Origin of the sequence: Aquimarina sp. BL5 (assembly GCF_003443675.1) — a bacterium.
Lineage (GTDB): Bacteria > Bacteroidota > Bacteroidia > Flavobacteriales > Flavobacteriaceae > Aquimarina.
The window spans coordinates 4,886,584-4,902,694 of record NZ_CP031963.1 but is presented as its reverse complement, the minus strand read 5'-3'; the positions used below and the strand labels follow the sequence as shown (position 1 = coordinate 4,902,694).

Below are 16,111 nucleotides of genomic sequence, written 5' to 3'. Positions count from 1 at the left end.
ATTAATTAGGAATTATTACTTGAGATTGATCTCCTGTATTGGTATCTAAAATATTGATCACCAAACCTTCTCCAGATGGAAAAATCTCTATAAACAATGTTCCAAAACTAAAGGTTCCTTCTGTAAGACCTTCTTGTCCGAATTGTTCGTTAAATAAAGTTCTGGATATTTGACTTAACAACTGATTATTAAGGCTTTCTGTAAATCGTTCCAGTTCCGATCTATTATCTGCATTTTGGTCATTATCTTCTGTAAATGTATTCTGAGCTTCTGCTGAATTTAATAACCATTGATAATTAAATGTATCACCTCCAAAAGCAGGGTTTTTTGGTCTATACACTAAATCCTGCCCAAAGCTATATTGATACGCTGAGAAAATAAGTATAATAGTTATTATGATTGACTTCATTATTTTTTAGAATAAGTAATTAATACTGAAAAATATCTCTCTTTTGTTTCTTTAGATCTTTAAAATATTTATACACTCTACGTATTGCAACTTTAGACATTTGCTCTAGATACTCTATATCTGGTTTCCCCAGAAATTCGTGAATGACTTTATCTTCTATTTTAACCTGAATAATAGTACTTCTACCAAAACTAAGTTTTTCATAAACTCCTACTATTTTAGAACCATTTATTCTGTTTAATGTATATGAGTTATAAAAGAATTCATAAAAATCCTTTCCCGGTTTTGTCTTGGTTTCTTCGATAACAATACCCTTTAATTCTATACCATCATCTTCAGTAGATTCTTCTTCTTTTTTCTTTTTATTAGCTTCTTCATTAAAAGCGATACGATCTTTACCTACAATCGTTTCTTCTTCATAAACCAATAAAAGGATTACAATCTTATCACTTTCATCGATTCCAATAGATGTTGTAGCGAGGTTTTTCTGTTCGTTAGCTTCTAATGTAAATCTACCTTCTTGATCGTTTTTTGTAACCTTATTATTCGAATCAGTTCTGAAAATTGAAAATGTATATTTTAAACTTTTATAAACCTCCGTAGAATTTACAGCTTCTGCACTAACAGAAACTATATCATCAATTCTCTCGGTTTTAATTTTAGCAATAACCTGTGTATTTGTAAACTGACCATTTGAAAATTGAAACACTAAAAGAAATAATATGATCAGTTTAAAATTCATAAAGCAAGTAGTAAACTTTATTAGAAACTTCTAACAATAATTGTACGATCGTTTCCGGTCATTTTAAACTTTAGGTTCTTGGATAACTCATTACTCCCGAATTTCTCAAAAGAAAGATTATCTCCTTCCTGAAGAATCTCTAAACTCGTTGAGATATCAGAATTAAAAGAAAAATCAGTAACTGTATTATTATTACCATTTTGAGTAATAAACTTTTCTATTTCTCTGGATGTTTCATTTATATCAATCAGATTTTGTTCTCCATTCTGACTTAAACGAATATCCGATGATTGTGCTGTAATACTAGAAAATATCTGGTTACCTGCCCCAATCTGTTGAATAAACACTGTACTATTTCCAGCCATATTCTCCCTAGCCACTTGAACCGCTGTATTATTCTGCAATTGATTTAATGTAATAAATCGCTCCTGACTTTCTACCAATGATTCCTCTTGATTTTCTGTGTTTTGGGCATACACATTTCCAAAAAACAATAAACTACAAGCAACAAAGCAAAGTGTGATATATTTTTTCATTGATAAAGGTATTAAAAGTAGTAAAAGAGTTACACTACCTTAAAGATAGTGCAACTCTCTCAAATATATTAAAATTATTTCTTAAAGCTCTCCTCCAGAACCACTCTGTGTTACCACAGCAGCGTTTCCTGTTCCACTTTGAAGAATGATACTGCTATGAGACTCTCCTGTTTGAGTAACAAAAGTAGTATTACCTTCACCAAACTGAGTATCTCTTGCGAAGTTAGAATCACCTACTTGGAATATATCACTCACATTACTAGCTCCATTTTGGAAAGATTCTGCAATATTTTCATCTCCTATTTGTCCTTGAAGTACTAAGTTTCCTTCTCCGAAAATACCAAAATCACCTTCCTGAGATGCAGTCGCAACGTTTCCATTACCTAACTGAAACTGATCAGCAACGTTTTCTCCACCAAAGAAAGCTAAATTCTGAGTTGCAGAAACAGAGTTACCATCACCAAGTTGAGTTTGAACAATAACGTTAGCATCTTCTTCATGTTGAGCATACGCTTCATTCTCGTCACCTGATTGTAACTGATCTACTATTCCTCCTCTAGAATCAAACAAACTACTTCCTTGAAGAGAAGTCGCAACATTACCACCACCAGTTTGTACCTGAATTAGTGTATTGTTTGTTCCCCATTGCTCACCAGTACCAAGATTAGCTTCTCCTGTTTGTGCTTGGTCCGCAAAGTTGACATCTCCAACCTGAGCCATTGACGCAGTATTGAAAGAACCGTCCTGAATGATTATACTGAAATTTTCTTCACCTCCTTGAGACGTAGTAGCTGTATTAGCATCTCCGAACTGACCTTGACCCGCTTGGTTTAAAGACCCATCTCCGAAGAAACCTGCTCCCTCTTGCGAGATAGTGGCTGTATTACCGTTACCTTCTTGTACCTGCACGGCTAGATTATCTCCTCCGAAGTTTAATAAGTTTTGAGTAGCAGAAGCAGAATTCCCATTTCCTATTTGCTCTTGAAAAACTTCGTTTCTATCTTCTTCGTGCTGTGCAAATGCAGTGTTTTTATCACCTGTTTGCGTTTGCGTAACTATTCCATTTCTAGAAGTAAATGCTTCACTACCTTGTATAGCTTCTGCACTATTCCCTCCTCCTAATTGAGTAGTTGTATTAGTATTTGCTAAACCTACCTGTGTAATATTGGCTCCATTCATATCACCAGATTGATCAACACTACTAACGTTCGACTGTGCAACCATCACTGACGCGCTTAATAAAGTTGCTAGACTAAAAATTACTTTTTTCATACGTAAAATATATTAAATTTGATTAATAATTCAATTTAAGTATTAAACATTTTGGGGTGTACAAAGGAGTCGTAGGTAATTACACCTAACGCTCTTTTTCTAAAAAAATCTGGGGGATTTATCAAGCAAAAACCTATAGATCATTGCTAACACTGCAAATTTAGGAAAACATTAAGGGTATTTTTGGAAATTCTGTAAGAATTCGACAAAATGCATTACGGAAAACCCATAAAATCAGCAACTTCCTATGGATTTGTCAAGGGTTTAACAGATATTAATTTTTTGTTAATAATAAAACAAAAAACATCATTAGTCAGTTAATTCTTACCTATCTTGTAAAAAGAAGCTCTCTATATTTAGTCAAAGGCCATAATTCATCATCGATCAATAGCTCTAATTTATCACAACTATATCTAATTTCATCAAACAAAGGTTTCACCTTATTACAATAATCAGCAGCTTTTTTTTCAGCAGCTTCTAATTTATTAGCCTTTCTGCGTTCTGCCGTCATTTCATTCACTTTCGTATTTATTTTACCTATATGTTCAGAAATCTCTTCAATAATCTCCATTTGTTCTTTTGCATATTTCTTAAAATCCTTTTCATATAGATTTTTCAATCCTGAAACATTACTAATCAGCATATTCTGGTACTTAATAGCAGTTGGTATAATATGATTCCTGGCAATATCTCCTAATACTCGGCCTTCTATTTGAATACGCATTACATATTCTTCAATTTCTATTTCATAACGGGCTTCGGCTTCAATCTTGTTCATTACTCCCATTTCTTCAAAAAGATCTAATGTCTTTTTAGAAATCTTTGCTTTTAATGCCTCTGGTGTTGTCTTATTATTACTTAAACCACGTTTTTTTGCTTCCTTCTCCCATTCTTCTCCATACCCATTACCCTCAAACAGAATATCCTTAGATTTCTTAATATACTCTCTTAATACATTAAAAATAGCCTCGTCTTTCTTTAAATTTTTCTTATCAATTAGCTTGTCAACTTCTTTTTTAAATTCCACAAGCTGTTTTGCCACTATAGTATTTAAGATCGTCATTGGATTCGCACAATTGGCCTTAGAGCCAACAGCTCTAAATTCGAACTTATTTCCTGTAAAAGCAAAAGGAGATGTTCTATTACGATCTGTATTATCTAATAAAATCTCAGGAATTTTACCTACCACATTAAGTTTTAGATCCGTTTTTTCTTTTGGAGATAATTTACCATCCGTTACTCCTTCTAATTCTTTGAGGACCGACGTAAGTTGTTCTCCAATAAACACAGACATAATAGCCGGAGGCGCTTCATTAGCTCCAAGACGATGATCATTACTTGCAGAAGCAATTCCAGCTCTCATTAACTCTTCGTGCTCATTAATCGCTTTAATTGTATTAATAAAAAAGGTTAAAAACTGGAGATTACTCATCGGTGTTTTACCCGGTCCCAATAAATTTACACCTGTATTGGTACTTAACGACCAATTATTATGCTTACCAGATCCATTTACTCCTGCAAATGGTTTTTCATGTAACAAAACTTTTAGATTATGTCTGGATGCCACCTTTTCCATGATATCCATTAATAAGGAATTATGATCCACTGCTAAGTTTGTTTCCTCATAAATCGGAGCTAACTCAAATTGATTCGGAGCCACTTCATTATGACGAGTTTTTACAGGAATTCCCAGCAACATACACTCTACCTCTAAATCCATCATAAAAGCCAAAGCTCTATTTGGAATACTCCCAAAATAATGATCATCCAGCTGCTGACCTTTTGCTGAAGAATGCCCTAGCAAAGTTCTTCCTGTCATTACAAGATCTGGTCGAGATTCTACAAGCGCTCTATCAATCAAAAAATACTCTTGTTCCCAACCAAGTGAAGCATTTACTTTTTTCACGTTTTTATCAAAATACTTAGCAATTGCTGTTGCAGCAGTATCCACGGCTTGCAATGCTCTGAGTAATGGCGTTTTATAGTCTAGTGCCTCACCAGTATATGCCACAAAAACCGTAGGTATACACAAAGTTGTTCCATAAATAAATGCGGGAGAAGTAGGATCCCAAGCAGTATAACCTCTGGCTTCAAATGTATTTCGAATACCACCGTGAGGAAAAGAAGAAGCATCTGGTTCCTGCTGCACTAGTTGCCCTCCACCAAACTTTTCTATACCTTGCCCATTACCTATCGTTTCGAAAAAAGCATCGTGTTTTTCTGCAGTAGCACCAGTAAGTGGCTGAAACCAATGTGTATAATGTGTAACTCCCTTAGACAATGACCATTCCTTCATAGACGACGCAATTTGATCAGCGATCCTTCGATCAATCTTAGCACCGTGATCAATCGCATCCATTACACTGTTGTATGCGTCTTTAGTCAAATACTGAAGCATGGTAGCTTGATTAAATACATTTTCGCCAAACAATACAGATCGACGTTCGGTCTCTGTAACTATCACAGAACTACGATTTAAGGTTTCTTTTAATGCTTGGAATCTAAGTGTTGACATAATTGAGTAAGTTTTTGGCAAATATAAAAGAAGTTTTTATTGTTGATATTAAAAAAATGTTCTTTAAAAATTAGAATAAAACCAAAATACCCTGCAAAAAAGTAGGGTGTTGATAAAAATTAATAAAAAAAACACATTTGACCCCCTATTTTTTTTCCGTTATCATAAATTAAAACTAATTTTGAAACCTTTAAGAGTTCAATTTATAAAGTATTAATTATGAGTAAAGCTAAATTAGAATACATTTGGTTAGATGGTTATAAGCCAACTGCTAATCTAAGAAGTAAAACAAAAGTTGAGGATGATTTTAGTGGAAAGCTTGAAGATTGTCCTGTATGGTCTTTTGACGGTAGTTCTACAAGACAAGCAGAAGGAGGTTCTTCTGATTGTTTATTAAAACCAGTAGCTATTTATCCTGATCCGACAAGAAGAAATGGGTACTTAGTAATGACAGAAGTTCTAAATGCTGATGGAACTCCGCACGAATCTAATGCAAGAGCAACAATAGACGATGATGGTGATTTCTGGTTTGGTTTCGAGCAAGAATACTTTATTATGGATAGAAATACACAACTACCTTTAGGTTTCCCTGTTGGTGGTTATCCTGGACCACAAGGGATGTATTACTGTTCTGTTGGTGGAAGAAACACTCATGGTAGAGATTTCGTAGAAGAACACGCAGATCTATGTATCGATGCTGGACTTAACTTCGAAGGAATCAATCAGGAAGTTGCAAGTGGTCAATGGGAATTCCAATTATTTTCTAAAGGTGCTAAAAAAGCAGGTGATGAAATATGGGTTGCTAGATATTTACTAGATAGACTTACTGAAAAATATGGATACTATATTGAATATCACCCTAAGCCAGTAAAAGGTGACTGGAATGGTTCTGGTATGCACGCGAATTTCTCTAACGAAATATTAAGAACTTGCGGATCTAAAGAAGTTTACGAAACTATTTGTGAAGCATTCAGACCTGTTACTAAAGAACATATCGCTGTTTATGGTGAATTTAATGACCAACGATTAACAGGAGAACACGAAACACAATCTATTAATGAATTCTCTTATGGAGTATCAGATAGAGGTGCTTCTATAAGAATACCAATTATCACTGTAGAAAACGGATGGAAAGGATGGTTAGAAGATCGTCGTCCTGCATCTAATGGTGATCCTTATAAAATTGCAGCTAGAATCGTAAAAACTGTAAAAACTGCAGATGTTTCAGCAGTTACTGCATAATGATTCTTAGCAAGTAACTAACTAAAACTTGTTAAACGCAAAAAAAGTCTCTTGATATTTTCAAGAGACTTTTTTATTTTTAATTCTTCAATACTCATTCTCATACAATACTAGAATTTGTTTTACTATTGATCACTACTTCAGCGCCAGAAGACCTCTTTAGCTTTCTTATATAGACAATTTTAGTTTTAACAAACAACTATCTAACACATCTAAAACTTGACTCTTATCGGGTGTGTATTTAATCAAGAAATTCTTTTAGACAGCTACAAAATATTAACGAAAAATTGTTACCTCCTTTATTAGTAATGAAAAGATTTACTTTATAAATACTAAAGCTATAAACACACAATATCCAGCAAAAATCAAAAACCCCTTTAGTCTACCTAAAATCATTTTTTTTGGAATAAAAGCTAGAGGTAATAGAATCAATGCAAATCCAAGCATCCAAAAGATATCGATATTCATTAATCTTGGATCGGTAACCGCTATTGGTTGAATCAACGAAGTAACACCAAGAACAGATGCTATATTAAAAATATTAGAACCGATAAGATTACCCAAAGAAATTGCTTTTTCTTGTTTTAATGCAGCAATTACGGAGGCTGCTAATTCTGGAACACTAGTTCCTATTGCAACCATAGTAAGTCCAATTACAGCTTCACTTACTCCCATTCTAGTTGCTATGTCCTTTGCTCCTTCTACCAACAATTCTGAACCGAAATACAGTGCCACCCCTCCTATCAATAACCAAAGAATCATCTTAAAATTAGAAACCTTTTCTAACGCGTCATCTACTTCTTCGATCATTTTATCAGCATGTCTTCTTGCTCGTTTAATTAATAAGAACATATAAATAAACAAAGAAATTAATAGCGCACCACCTTCGGTTCTGGTTAATACACCATCGTTATCCAAAAAGAAATACAATGCCAAAGATAGTAGCATCATTACAGGCCAATTAAATTTATAAAAATCCTTGTCTATAGCTAAAGGCCCAATAAGCGCCGTTATCCCTAAAACCAATCCGATATTCGCTACATTAGAACCTATAATATTACTAAGAGAAAGATCTGCAGACCCACCTAAAGCTGCCTGTAAACTCACCAATAACTCTGGTGCAGAGGTAGCAAATGACACAACGGTAAGACCAATAACCATTTTTGATAGCTTTAATCTAAAAGATAAGGCTACTGAAGAACGCACTAAATACTCTCCTCCAACTACTAAGAGTACAAACCCGATTATTACAAAAACTATGCTCTGTATCATATGCTATTTATTTGTTTGCGAATATAAAATAAGAATACCATATGTCACGGATGTAACTAGCATTTTTTGATTTCATTTTATATGGTTTCATAACCAAAAAACTAAAAAAATAGTTAAATAACTACAAAAACAGTTGTATAACTATTTTTATAGTTATATATTTGAAACTACTTAAAAATCTGTAAATGGAAAAATTGACTAATAAGGAAGAAGAAATCATGCAAGTTTTATGGAAACTAGAAAAAGCATTTGCAAAAGAAGTACAGGCCGAACTAAATAACACGGCACATTACAATACTGTATCTACGATCATCAGAAATTTAGAAGACAAAGGTTATATAGGACACAAGGCATATGGAAAAACCCATCAGTACTATCCTATCATTACTAAAGAAGCGTATCGAAATAATTTTGTAAGCAAAGCGATGACACAATATTTTAATAATTCTTATAAAAACATGGTCTCATTTTTCGCCAAAGAAGAAAAAATTACAGCAAAAGAATTACGAGAAATTTTAGATGTAATCGAACAAAAAAAATAACACTATGGAAGCTTTTTTAATCTACTTACTTAAGTCAAGTGTTATATTATCTTTATTCTACCTTGTTTATTTCTTTCTTTTAATAAAAGACACATTTTTTAAAGTTAACAGGCATTTCTTACTTACAGGAATACTAAGCTCATTATTGCTTCCATTTTTGGAGTTTACTACAATAGAACTTATAGAACAACCCATTTTCCAAACAATAGAATACAACTCTTCACACTCAGACATTATAGAAAACCAACCCGAACCAATACATTGGTTGTTAATTGTCTTTAATATATATATCACTTTCGTACTGATTCTATTGGGACGTTTTGTTCTTCAACTAATATCCCTATTAAAAATCTTTAAAAGGAGCCAGAATAGAAAAAATGAAGGGTTTTCTTTTTTAAAAACAACAGAAGATATTGCTCCATTTTCTTTCTTCAAATACATCATATTTAACCCAATACTCCATGATGTTAAGGAATTAGAAATGATTTTGAAGCATGAAAAAATACACGCAAAACAATACCACACAGTAGACATATTAATAACCAACATTTTTGCAATATTTCAATGGATTAACCCATTTATATGGCTTTACAAAAAAAGTTTACAACAAAACCTAGAATTCATTGCTGATCAAGAAGCAACCCGCGATCTTACTTCAAAAAAAGAGTACCAATTAACTTTAGTTAAAGTATCATCAAGTAATTACTCATCAATCACGAATAATTTTTATCAATCATTAATCAAAAAACGAATCGTTATGTTAAACAAGAAAAAATCAAATCAACAGAATCTCTGGAAAGCAACAATTATATTGCCTCTATTATGTTTGTTTTTATGGAGTTTTAATACTAAAACAGAGATACATTATATTCAAAATAAAACTCCAGATCAAGTTACTTCTGTGATGGAAGATTTGCGCAATGATGCCGATATTATTTCCGAAAAAATTAAATTTCCTACTAAAAAGGAAGATGATACTAAAATTAGTGAACATTTGCTTCCTTCTAAAAAAGAGCATCCCAATATAATACAGCATCAAAATGTAATGGCTCATAATCTTGCTGTTAGTAAGTCCACCGTAAAAATCACCTCTCCAATAGAAGAAAAACCTTTGACAAAGTCAAAAAACACCAAAGTCAAAAAAAATGCAATCGAATTCATTATAAACAAAAGCGCTACAAAAGATCATTTAGAAAAAGTTAAAAGGATTTTTAAAAATGAATATGATGTAACAGTAACATTTAGTGATCTCAACAGAAATAGCAAGAATGAAATTACCAGCATCAGCGTTAAAGTATCATCCAAAAAGAGTAATGCTAATTTCTCTATTGCTAACGACACTCCAATAACTCCGTTTGTTTTGTCTTATGACAGTAAAAGCGATAAGATTAATATAGGACAATCTAGCAGTGGTCATAAAAATATTAGGATTAGTAAAAACAAACACAATAAACATAGCGACGGTCACGTAATAGAAATCAATTCAGGTGATGAAGGAGAAAGTCTTTTTATTGTAGAAGGTGACAAAAAGCATAAAAGAAAAGTAATCAGAAAAAAAGGTGATAAAAACAAGTTTATTATAAGAAGTGATCACCATGATGATGAAGATCATATATTCATCAATTCAGATGATCACAAAACAATTTTTGATTTTGATGGTAATTCGAGAAAAGATCCTTTATTTTTTATTGATGGAAAAAAAGCCAGCAAAAAAGAAGTAAAAAAACTAAAATCCGAGGAAATTCAAAGTATTGATATCTCCAAAGGTAAAGCTAGTGTTAAGAAATACGGAAAAAAAGCAAAAGATGGTGTCATCAATATTACCACAAAAAAACTCGAAAAAAAAGGCACAGGTTTTAATCTAAATATTGACAAAAATAATATGAGTATCGGTGAAGTCGATACAAAACCATTAATATTTGTTGACGGAAAAGAAATTAGTCGTAAGGAATTTGAAGAAATTAAACACAAACAAATCGAATCAGTAAATGTTTATAAGGCAGAAAAGGCAATAGAGAAATATGGTAAAGGAGCAAAAAATGGTGTTGTAGAAGTTATTTTAAAAAAATAAACATACTGTACCATACATAAACAAGTAACCAAAAACTCATCATAATTCGATGAGTTTTTTTATTTTAGATATATGGAAAAACAGCTTTTTATCTTTATCGCAAAACTAAACAAACTACTACTTCCCAGCTTTACCAAAAAACGTTTAGACCTTAGTAAAGCCAGCAAATTACAAATGCTAATTTTTGGTTGGAGGTTATACGTAACTAAAAGAGCTCTTTAAAAGCATTCTTAAACCGTTAATAAAGGAATTCTAAGGCTACTATATCAAATTCACCGAACTCACCTCCATTAAATGGGAAACAAGCATTCATGATTGAGCCTGGATCCTGACTAGCTCCTGGGGTACCAGGAATATAAATTGCTCCATTCGGATTTACGGGTTCTCCGGTTTGTCCGCAGGATTGACGAGTATCCCAATCAGTATGTCTTAATCCAAAACAGTGTCCTAATTCATGAGTGAATAACCCCTCTAGTAGTTGATCATTATTATTAGTATTTGCTCCACCATTAATGATTACTCTTTTAAAAGGTTCTCCTCCACTTGGAAACCCAGCCCTTCCTCTCACTCCATCTTGAGCTATCTCCGATGCACTGGTTTGTGTATAAGCCACAATATCATTATCATTAAAATTAGTTGTAAACACTAATTCAAGCTGAAAATCCACATTAATAGCATTATAGTTATTCACAGCATACCTCAAACCTGTCTGAGCAATATCACTTAGACCAAAACGATTATTTCCGTTGTAGCCCACAACACGAATGGCTCTTGGAGTAGTTACAAGATTAGTAGTATGATACTGTTTACTATGCACACCATCTCCATTATCCATTTGCATAATTTGATCGTAAGTAAAAGCAATATCGTCTTCTATAAGATACATCTCGCTTTGACTACCATCGATATCTGTCAATATTTCTTTAGTGACTTGGGTATGATTAAAGTTCAATTCTGAAATTTTCTCTACTATTTCTTTAGGAATATCTTGAGAAGATTCATTGATCGCGGTCACTGGTTCTTTTTCGCACGAGAAAAACGAAAAAACAAATAGCACTAAAAGTGTCCTTGTTAAAATTTTTAAATTTTTCATAAAATTAGAGTTTGTGTTTATACTTAAATTAGTTCCTCCAAAGCTAGAAAAATCAACACCAAATTATTGATACTAAATCCACTATTACATACATTAAATTACCCAAAACTCCTTATTACAATGCTCTTTAAAGATTCACTTTGCAACATTGATTTCTATTTTTCGTATTTAAAAAAGAATACATTTCAATTAAAATCGAAAACCGAAAAACAATATTTAGTATGAAAAAATGGATCATTCTAGGAATGGGTATACTAGGTATACTATCCCTAACAGCATTTACTTCTGGCACATATATTAATAGAATGCAGAACGAATCTCAACCTAATGAGATCATTGCCACTATCAATAAAAACACTACAGAAAAGGAGCTCGAGGATCTTAAAACTTTTTTCTCTGAAAATGGTATTGAATTTATCATAGAAAGAATAGAGTTTAACAAACAAAATGAAATTACTAGTTTAAGCATTATTCTTAAAAAAGGAAGCGCTAAAAGCAAGTACTCTTCCTCTTCTTCAGAACCTATATCGGATGTAGAGCTTGGCTATAAAAATGGCAATTTATATATCACTAATTCTGGAATGTTTGATATTGCTTCCTGGAAAAATCAAATTGGCTTTAACCATCAGAATATTGACCTAGATAGCATTTTAAAAAATCAGAATTTCAGATTTAACTTCGATTTTGATCAAGAAGGAGATTCCATATTTTTTAACGGCCAGCATTTTGATATAAGTAAGCTAAAAGATCAAATCACGAATTCTTTTGAATTTAATGAAGATGAAGATGGAAACTTTATTTTTAATGGTCAACAATTCCCATCTCACTTTAGTAAATCGAAGAAATTTAGCTTTGTAGATGATCCAGATATTGATAAATTAATCATTATCGATGGAGAAGAATCTAATTTCAAAACATTAGATGAATTAGCCAAATCAGATAAATTAGATGAAGTTGATTTCCTAAAAGCTACAACGGCGATCAGTATTTACGGAGATAAAGCAAAAGATGGAGCTATTATTGCAACCACCAAAAAATAATCCTGTAATAAATTGTGTACAAAATGAGTCTTCAAAATACTGAAGGCTCTTTTCTTTTCTATCTATTAATAATTTAATAAAGAAGCCACCTTAGTCTCTAACTTTTCTCTTCCTTTAAGAAAGTTCAACTCCATAATAAAATTACATTGCACTACAATACCTCCTAACTCTTCTACGAGTTCACATACAGCTTGTGCGGTTCCTCCAGTAGCCAAAACATCATCATGAATTAATATATGTTCCCCAGCTTTAATAGCATCTTTGTGAATTTCTAAGACATCTTCTCCATACTCTAATCCATACCTTTTAGAATTTACTTTTGACGGTAGTTTTCCTTTCTTTCGAACAGGAATAAAACCTGCATCTAATCGCTGTGCAATCATACCTCCCAAAATAAACCCTCTAGCCTCAATACCAATTACTTTATCAACTTTTATGTCGGTTGGACATAATCCAGCCAATTGATCTGCACAATGCACTAAAGCTTCAGAATCTGCTAAAAGTGGAGTGATATCTTTAAAAACAATTCCTGGCTTTGGAAAGTCTGGAATATCTCTTACTAAATCTCGTATGTTCATGTCTGCAAAATAACCAAAATCAAAAAAGAGCCCTAAAAATGGAAAAGAAATTTTAAAATAGTTTCATAATTTATAAAATAGCCATATATTTGCACCCGCAAAAAAGGCCTCGTAGCATAACTGAATAGTGCACTTGATTACGGCTCAAGAGGTTGCAGGTTTGAATCCTGCCGAGGTCACATCAAAATTAAAGCGTTACAGAAATAAATCACTGTAACGCTTTTTTATTTGCATAAAATTCTTGTTTTAAATCCTGAACTAAAACCTTCTTTAATAAGATTCAGTAGATCCCAGATTGAAACCTACGTAGGCTGCTTTTAAATAAAAAAACATTGATAGAATATTATCTAACAGGAATATGCTAATCGTAGATAATACTATTTTTTGAAAACACATCTAGGCAAAACTAAAATCATGTTACCAAAAAAGATATCCGTTAACTTTTAAAATGTAAATGATAATGTCTTAAAAGAAATTCTAAAAAAACCTCTATTCGAGGATATGTAGATAGTAATGTTGTTAATTTTTCTAATGCAGACCTTAAAAAGAAAAAATTACAATACACCTGTAAAAGTTATGAATAATAGTTTTCCATACTAGAATTGCTAAATCTAAATTGAACTATTGTTATTCTTAAATAGAGATAATTTTTTCCTATTCATTATTCTTTTTCCGATTAATCAATTTTTCTGACAAGCCGATCCAAAAGGGACTAATTATTAGAGTTAAAGAAATTAGACTTATAGTGAAGTTATAGGAGAATTCTTCTATAATACCTAAACCTAATGCAGTGGAACTAATCAAAAAACTTAATTCTCCTATTTGAGCCAGAAGAGCCCCTCCTAAAAATGCCTCTTTCCAGGTGTTTGAAAAAACCTTTAATATTACAGTATTCAATAAATGATTGGTTATATACACTACAAAAATAACAGAGAATATGGTCCAAAGATTATTGTACACAAAACCAAGATCTATTTGTAATCCAACACTAATAAAAAATAAGGATACAAACAATACTCTAAAAGAATGTAATGTGTCGTGTATCCAATCTGTTGCCTTTGCTGCATTAATAATCATTCCTCCAACAAAAGCTCCCAAAGCAGGAGATATGCCGAAAAAAGATGTTGCTAAAGCACCACCAAAACATAGAAAAATAGCCATAAAAACTTGTAATTCATGATCTCGGTATATTTTTTTTGAATACGGTAATACAATTACACCTTTTATATAAATATATACTAGTGTGGCAACAATCACTATTGCTCCAATAATCATTAATACAATACTTTCTGTAGATTCAGCTTTACCTCCAAGCTGGGAGATAATTATTAATAGAGGTACAAAAACTATATCCTGAGCTAACAAGATACTTAACACATTTTTCCCTATTCTAGTATCAATAAGATGCTTATCCTGTAGAAGTTTGATTACCACTGCAGAACTACTTAAAGCAATTACAAATCCTAATACTACCGACCTAGCTAAACTCCAATCGTAAAAACTCCCAATAAAAAAGACTAATAATACACTTAAAATAATTTGCAGCAAGGTGCCAAGTACTGCAAGTTTCCATCGTTTAAGAAAATCAATAAGATTAATTTCCATGCCTATAAAAAACAGTAAAAGAATCACTCCCAATTCTCCTAAAAGTTCAACCGATTCTTTATCATCAACAACTGCCAATCCTTGCTCTCCAAGAAGGATACCTGCCAAAATATATCCAATAATGTATGTTTGATTCATTTTTCTTAAGATGATGCTAAGAACAATGACAAGTATCGCCAGAACAGAGATTATTTGAATAATTGGTTCGATCTTAGAAATTAAAAACATACAAAAAACATTTATTCAAATGTAACTGTAATTGCTAATTAATGCATACTATATTTCAAAAATGTACGGCGCTTATAAATATTAATAACGAGTTATTTAGTACTTTTTATAGTAGTATAAATCTCAAGAAAAAATGAAAAATGTTTTGATTCCTATAGATTTTCCTAAAAAGTTTTATTTTTCTTTTTTCATTGATGAATAAAAAATAGTTTTACCAAAAACTATAAAACATTTGTTATGTTGATATTCAAACATGAGTTACTATTCACTATCATATTATTAGTTATTATGATTTTAGTAATATTTCTTACTCAGAGAGCAATCAAGAAGTTTAGTTTCGTTAAGTCAATTGATGTAAACCGAAGAAAAATTATATTTAATTTAAGCTATCTTCTTATTTATATAACCGGAGGCTCTTTCTTGGCCATCATTTGGGGTGTAGATCATAAACAATTTGCGCTATTTATTTCTTCGATTTTAGCTGTTTTGGGTGTTGGTTTTTTTGCACAATGGTCAATTCTATCTAATTTAACTGCAAGCGTAATTTTATTTTTTAGTCATCCTATGCGAATTGGTGATAGAATTAAAGTTTTAGACAAGGATTTTAACTGGAGTGGAGAAGTTAAAGACATCACGGGGTTTTATCTTTTTATGAAAACAGATGATGGATGTGATATCACACTTCCTACCTCCCTTGTAATACAAAAAGGTATTGAGATTTTAGGAAAAGAAAAAACTCAATTAGAAGAACCTAAAAAACAATCTTCGTAAACCAATGTTTAAGTAAGTAATAATTAAAAAAAAGATAATTTGTTACGTATTGCCAAGCGCCTATTCTGAAACAACAACTCCACCAGTAGTGAATGCAAATCCTTGTTGACCAGAGATTCCAACCATAACTCCTTGAAAAACTGGTTTAATAATTTTATTAGTCCCCAAGTAATCAAAAAATTAGCTCCACTCACA

General features: G+C 32.1%; 16 protein-coding genes and 1 tRNA gene. 7 read left to right on the top strand and 10 right to left on the bottom strand.

The window, feature by feature from the left end; genetic code table 11:
• Position 1: 1 nt before the first annotated feature.
• From D1818_RS20555 to D1818_RS20535, 5 genes are all read right to left on the bottom strand, one after another.
• A complete protein-coding gene (locus D1818_RS20555) occupies positions 2–409 on the bottom strand; it encodes a curli production assembly/transport component CsgF (RefSeq protein ID WP_118461326.1) in 408 nt (135 codons plus the stop codon).
• Positions 410–428: 19 nt separating this feature from the next.
• Positions 429–1,151 carry a CsgE family curli-type amyloid fiber assembly protein gene (locus D1818_RS20550; protein ID WP_118461324.1) on the bottom strand — a complete coding sequence of 241 codons (723 nt, stop codon included), beginning with the start codon at positions 1,149–1,151 and terminating at the stop codon, positions 429–431.
• Between the two features lie 20 nt (positions 1,152–1,171).
• Positions 1,172–1,687, bottom strand: a complete 516-nt coding sequence (locus D1818_RS20545) for a hypothetical protein (RefSeq protein ID WP_118461322.1) — start codon at positions 1,685–1,687, stop codon at positions 1,172–1,174.
• An 81-nt stretch (positions 1,688–1,768) separates the two neighbouring features.
• The gene (locus D1818_RS20540) at positions 1,769–2,959 is read right to left on the bottom strand and encodes a hypothetical protein (protein WP_118461319.1); all 1,191 of its coding nucleotides are present in this window, start codon (positions 2,957–2,959) and stop codon (positions 1,769–1,771) included.
• A gap of 328 nt (positions 2,960–3,287) precedes the next feature.
• Positions 3,288–5,474, bottom strand: coding sequence for a glutamine synthetase III (locus D1818_RS20535; RefSeq protein WP_118461317.1), 2,187 nt, complete (start codon positions 5,472–5,474; stop codon positions 3,288–3,290).
• Positions 5,475–5,693: 219 nt separating this feature from the next.
• Here D1818_RS20535 and D1818_RS20530 point away from each other — a divergent pair, with 219 nt between their 5' ends.
• Positions 5,694–6,716, top strand: coding sequence for a glutamine synthetase beta-grasp domain-containing protein (locus D1818_RS20530; RefSeq protein WP_118461315.1), 1,023 nt, complete (start codon positions 5,694–5,696; stop codon positions 6,714–6,716).
• 318 nt (positions 6,717–7,034) lie between these two features.
• Here D1818_RS20530 and D1818_RS20525 read toward each other — a convergent pair whose 3' ends face one another.
• On the bottom strand, positions 7,035–7,988 hold the full coding sequence (locus tag D1818_RS20525; RefSeq protein WP_118461313.1) for a calcium/sodium antiporter: 954 nt from the start codon (positions 7,986–7,988) through the stop codon (positions 7,035–7,037).
• A 185-nt stretch (positions 7,989–8,173) separates the two neighbouring features.
• Between D1818_RS20525 and D1818_RS20520 the strand changes: the two genes are divergently transcribed.
• The 3 genes from D1818_RS20520 to D1818_RS25765 all read left to right on the top strand — a co-directional run bounded on the left by D1818_RS20520 (position 8,174) and on the right by D1818_RS25765 (position 10,823).
• Positions 8,174–8,530 (top strand): BlaI/MecI/CopY family transcriptional regulator, encoded by a 357-nt coding sequence (locus tag D1818_RS20520; protein WP_118461311.1) that lies wholly within the window; start codon positions 8,174–8,176, stop codon positions 8,528–8,530.
• 4 nt (positions 8,531–8,534) lie between these two features.
• The gene (locus D1818_RS20515; protein ID WP_118461309.1) at positions 8,535–10,601 is read left to right on the top strand and encodes a M56 family metallopeptidase; all 2,067 of its coding nucleotides are present in this window, start codon (positions 8,535–8,537) and stop codon (positions 10,599–10,601) included.
• A 72-nt stretch (positions 10,602–10,673) separates the two neighbouring features.
• Positions 10,674–10,823: an SsrA-binding protein gene (locus D1818_RS25765; protein WP_118461307.1), complete on the top strand. Its 150-nt coding sequence runs from the start codon at positions 10,674–10,676 to the stop codon at positions 10,821–10,823.
• Between the two features lie 16 nt (positions 10,824–10,839).
• Here the strand turns inward: D1818_RS25765 and D1818_RS20505 are convergent, their stop codons facing one another.
• Positions 10,840–11,694, bottom strand: coding sequence for a M57 family metalloprotease (locus D1818_RS20505; protein ID WP_118461305.1), 855 nt, complete (start codon positions 11,692–11,694; stop codon positions 10,840–10,842).
• Positions 11,695–11,915: 221 nt separating this feature from the next.
• Here D1818_RS20505 and D1818_RS20500 point away from each other — a divergent pair, with 221 nt between their 5' ends.
• On the top strand, positions 11,916–12,734 hold the full coding sequence (locus tag D1818_RS20500; RefSeq protein WP_118461303.1) for a hypothetical protein: 819 nt from the start codon (positions 11,916–11,918) through the stop codon (positions 12,732–12,734).
• A gap of 65 nt (positions 12,735–12,799) precedes the next feature.
• On the opposite strand, the gene D1818_RS20495 is transcribed toward D1818_RS20500, so the two are convergent.
• Complete coding sequence (locus D1818_RS20495; protein ID WP_118461301.1) at positions 12,800–13,312, bottom strand: adenine phosphoribosyltransferase; 513 nt, start codon at positions 13,310–13,312, stop codon at positions 12,800–12,802.
• A gap of 105 nt (positions 13,313–13,417) precedes the next feature.
• On the opposite strand from D1818_RS20495, the gene D1818_RS20490 reads away from it, so the two are divergent.
• Positions 13,418–13,491 (top strand) — tRNA-Arg (locus D1818_RS20490).
• 475 nt (positions 13,492–13,966) lie between these two features.
• On the opposite strand, the gene D1818_RS20485 is transcribed toward D1818_RS20490, so the two are convergent.
• Positions 13,967–15,145 carry a cation:proton antiporter gene (locus D1818_RS20485; RefSeq protein WP_118461299.1) on the bottom strand — a complete coding sequence of 393 codons (1,179 nt, stop codon included), beginning with the start codon at positions 15,143–15,145 and terminating at the stop codon, positions 13,967–13,969.
• A gap of 237 nt (positions 15,146–15,382) precedes the next feature.
• Between D1818_RS20485 and D1818_RS20480 the strand changes: the two genes are divergently transcribed.
• Positions 15,383–15,916, top strand: a complete 534-nt coding sequence (locus D1818_RS20480) for a mechanosensitive ion channel family protein (RefSeq protein WP_118461297.1) — start codon at positions 15,383–15,385, stop codon at positions 15,914–15,916.
• A gap of 60 nt (positions 15,917–15,976) precedes the next feature.
• Here D1818_RS20480 and D1818_RS20475 read toward each other — a convergent pair whose 3' ends face one another.
• Positions 15,977–16,084, bottom strand: a complete 108-nt coding sequence (locus D1818_RS20475) for a DUF3124 domain-containing protein (protein ID WP_120752501.1) — start codon at positions 16,082–16,084, stop codon at positions 15,977–15,979.
• Positions 16,085–16,111 lie beyond the last annotated feature (27 nt).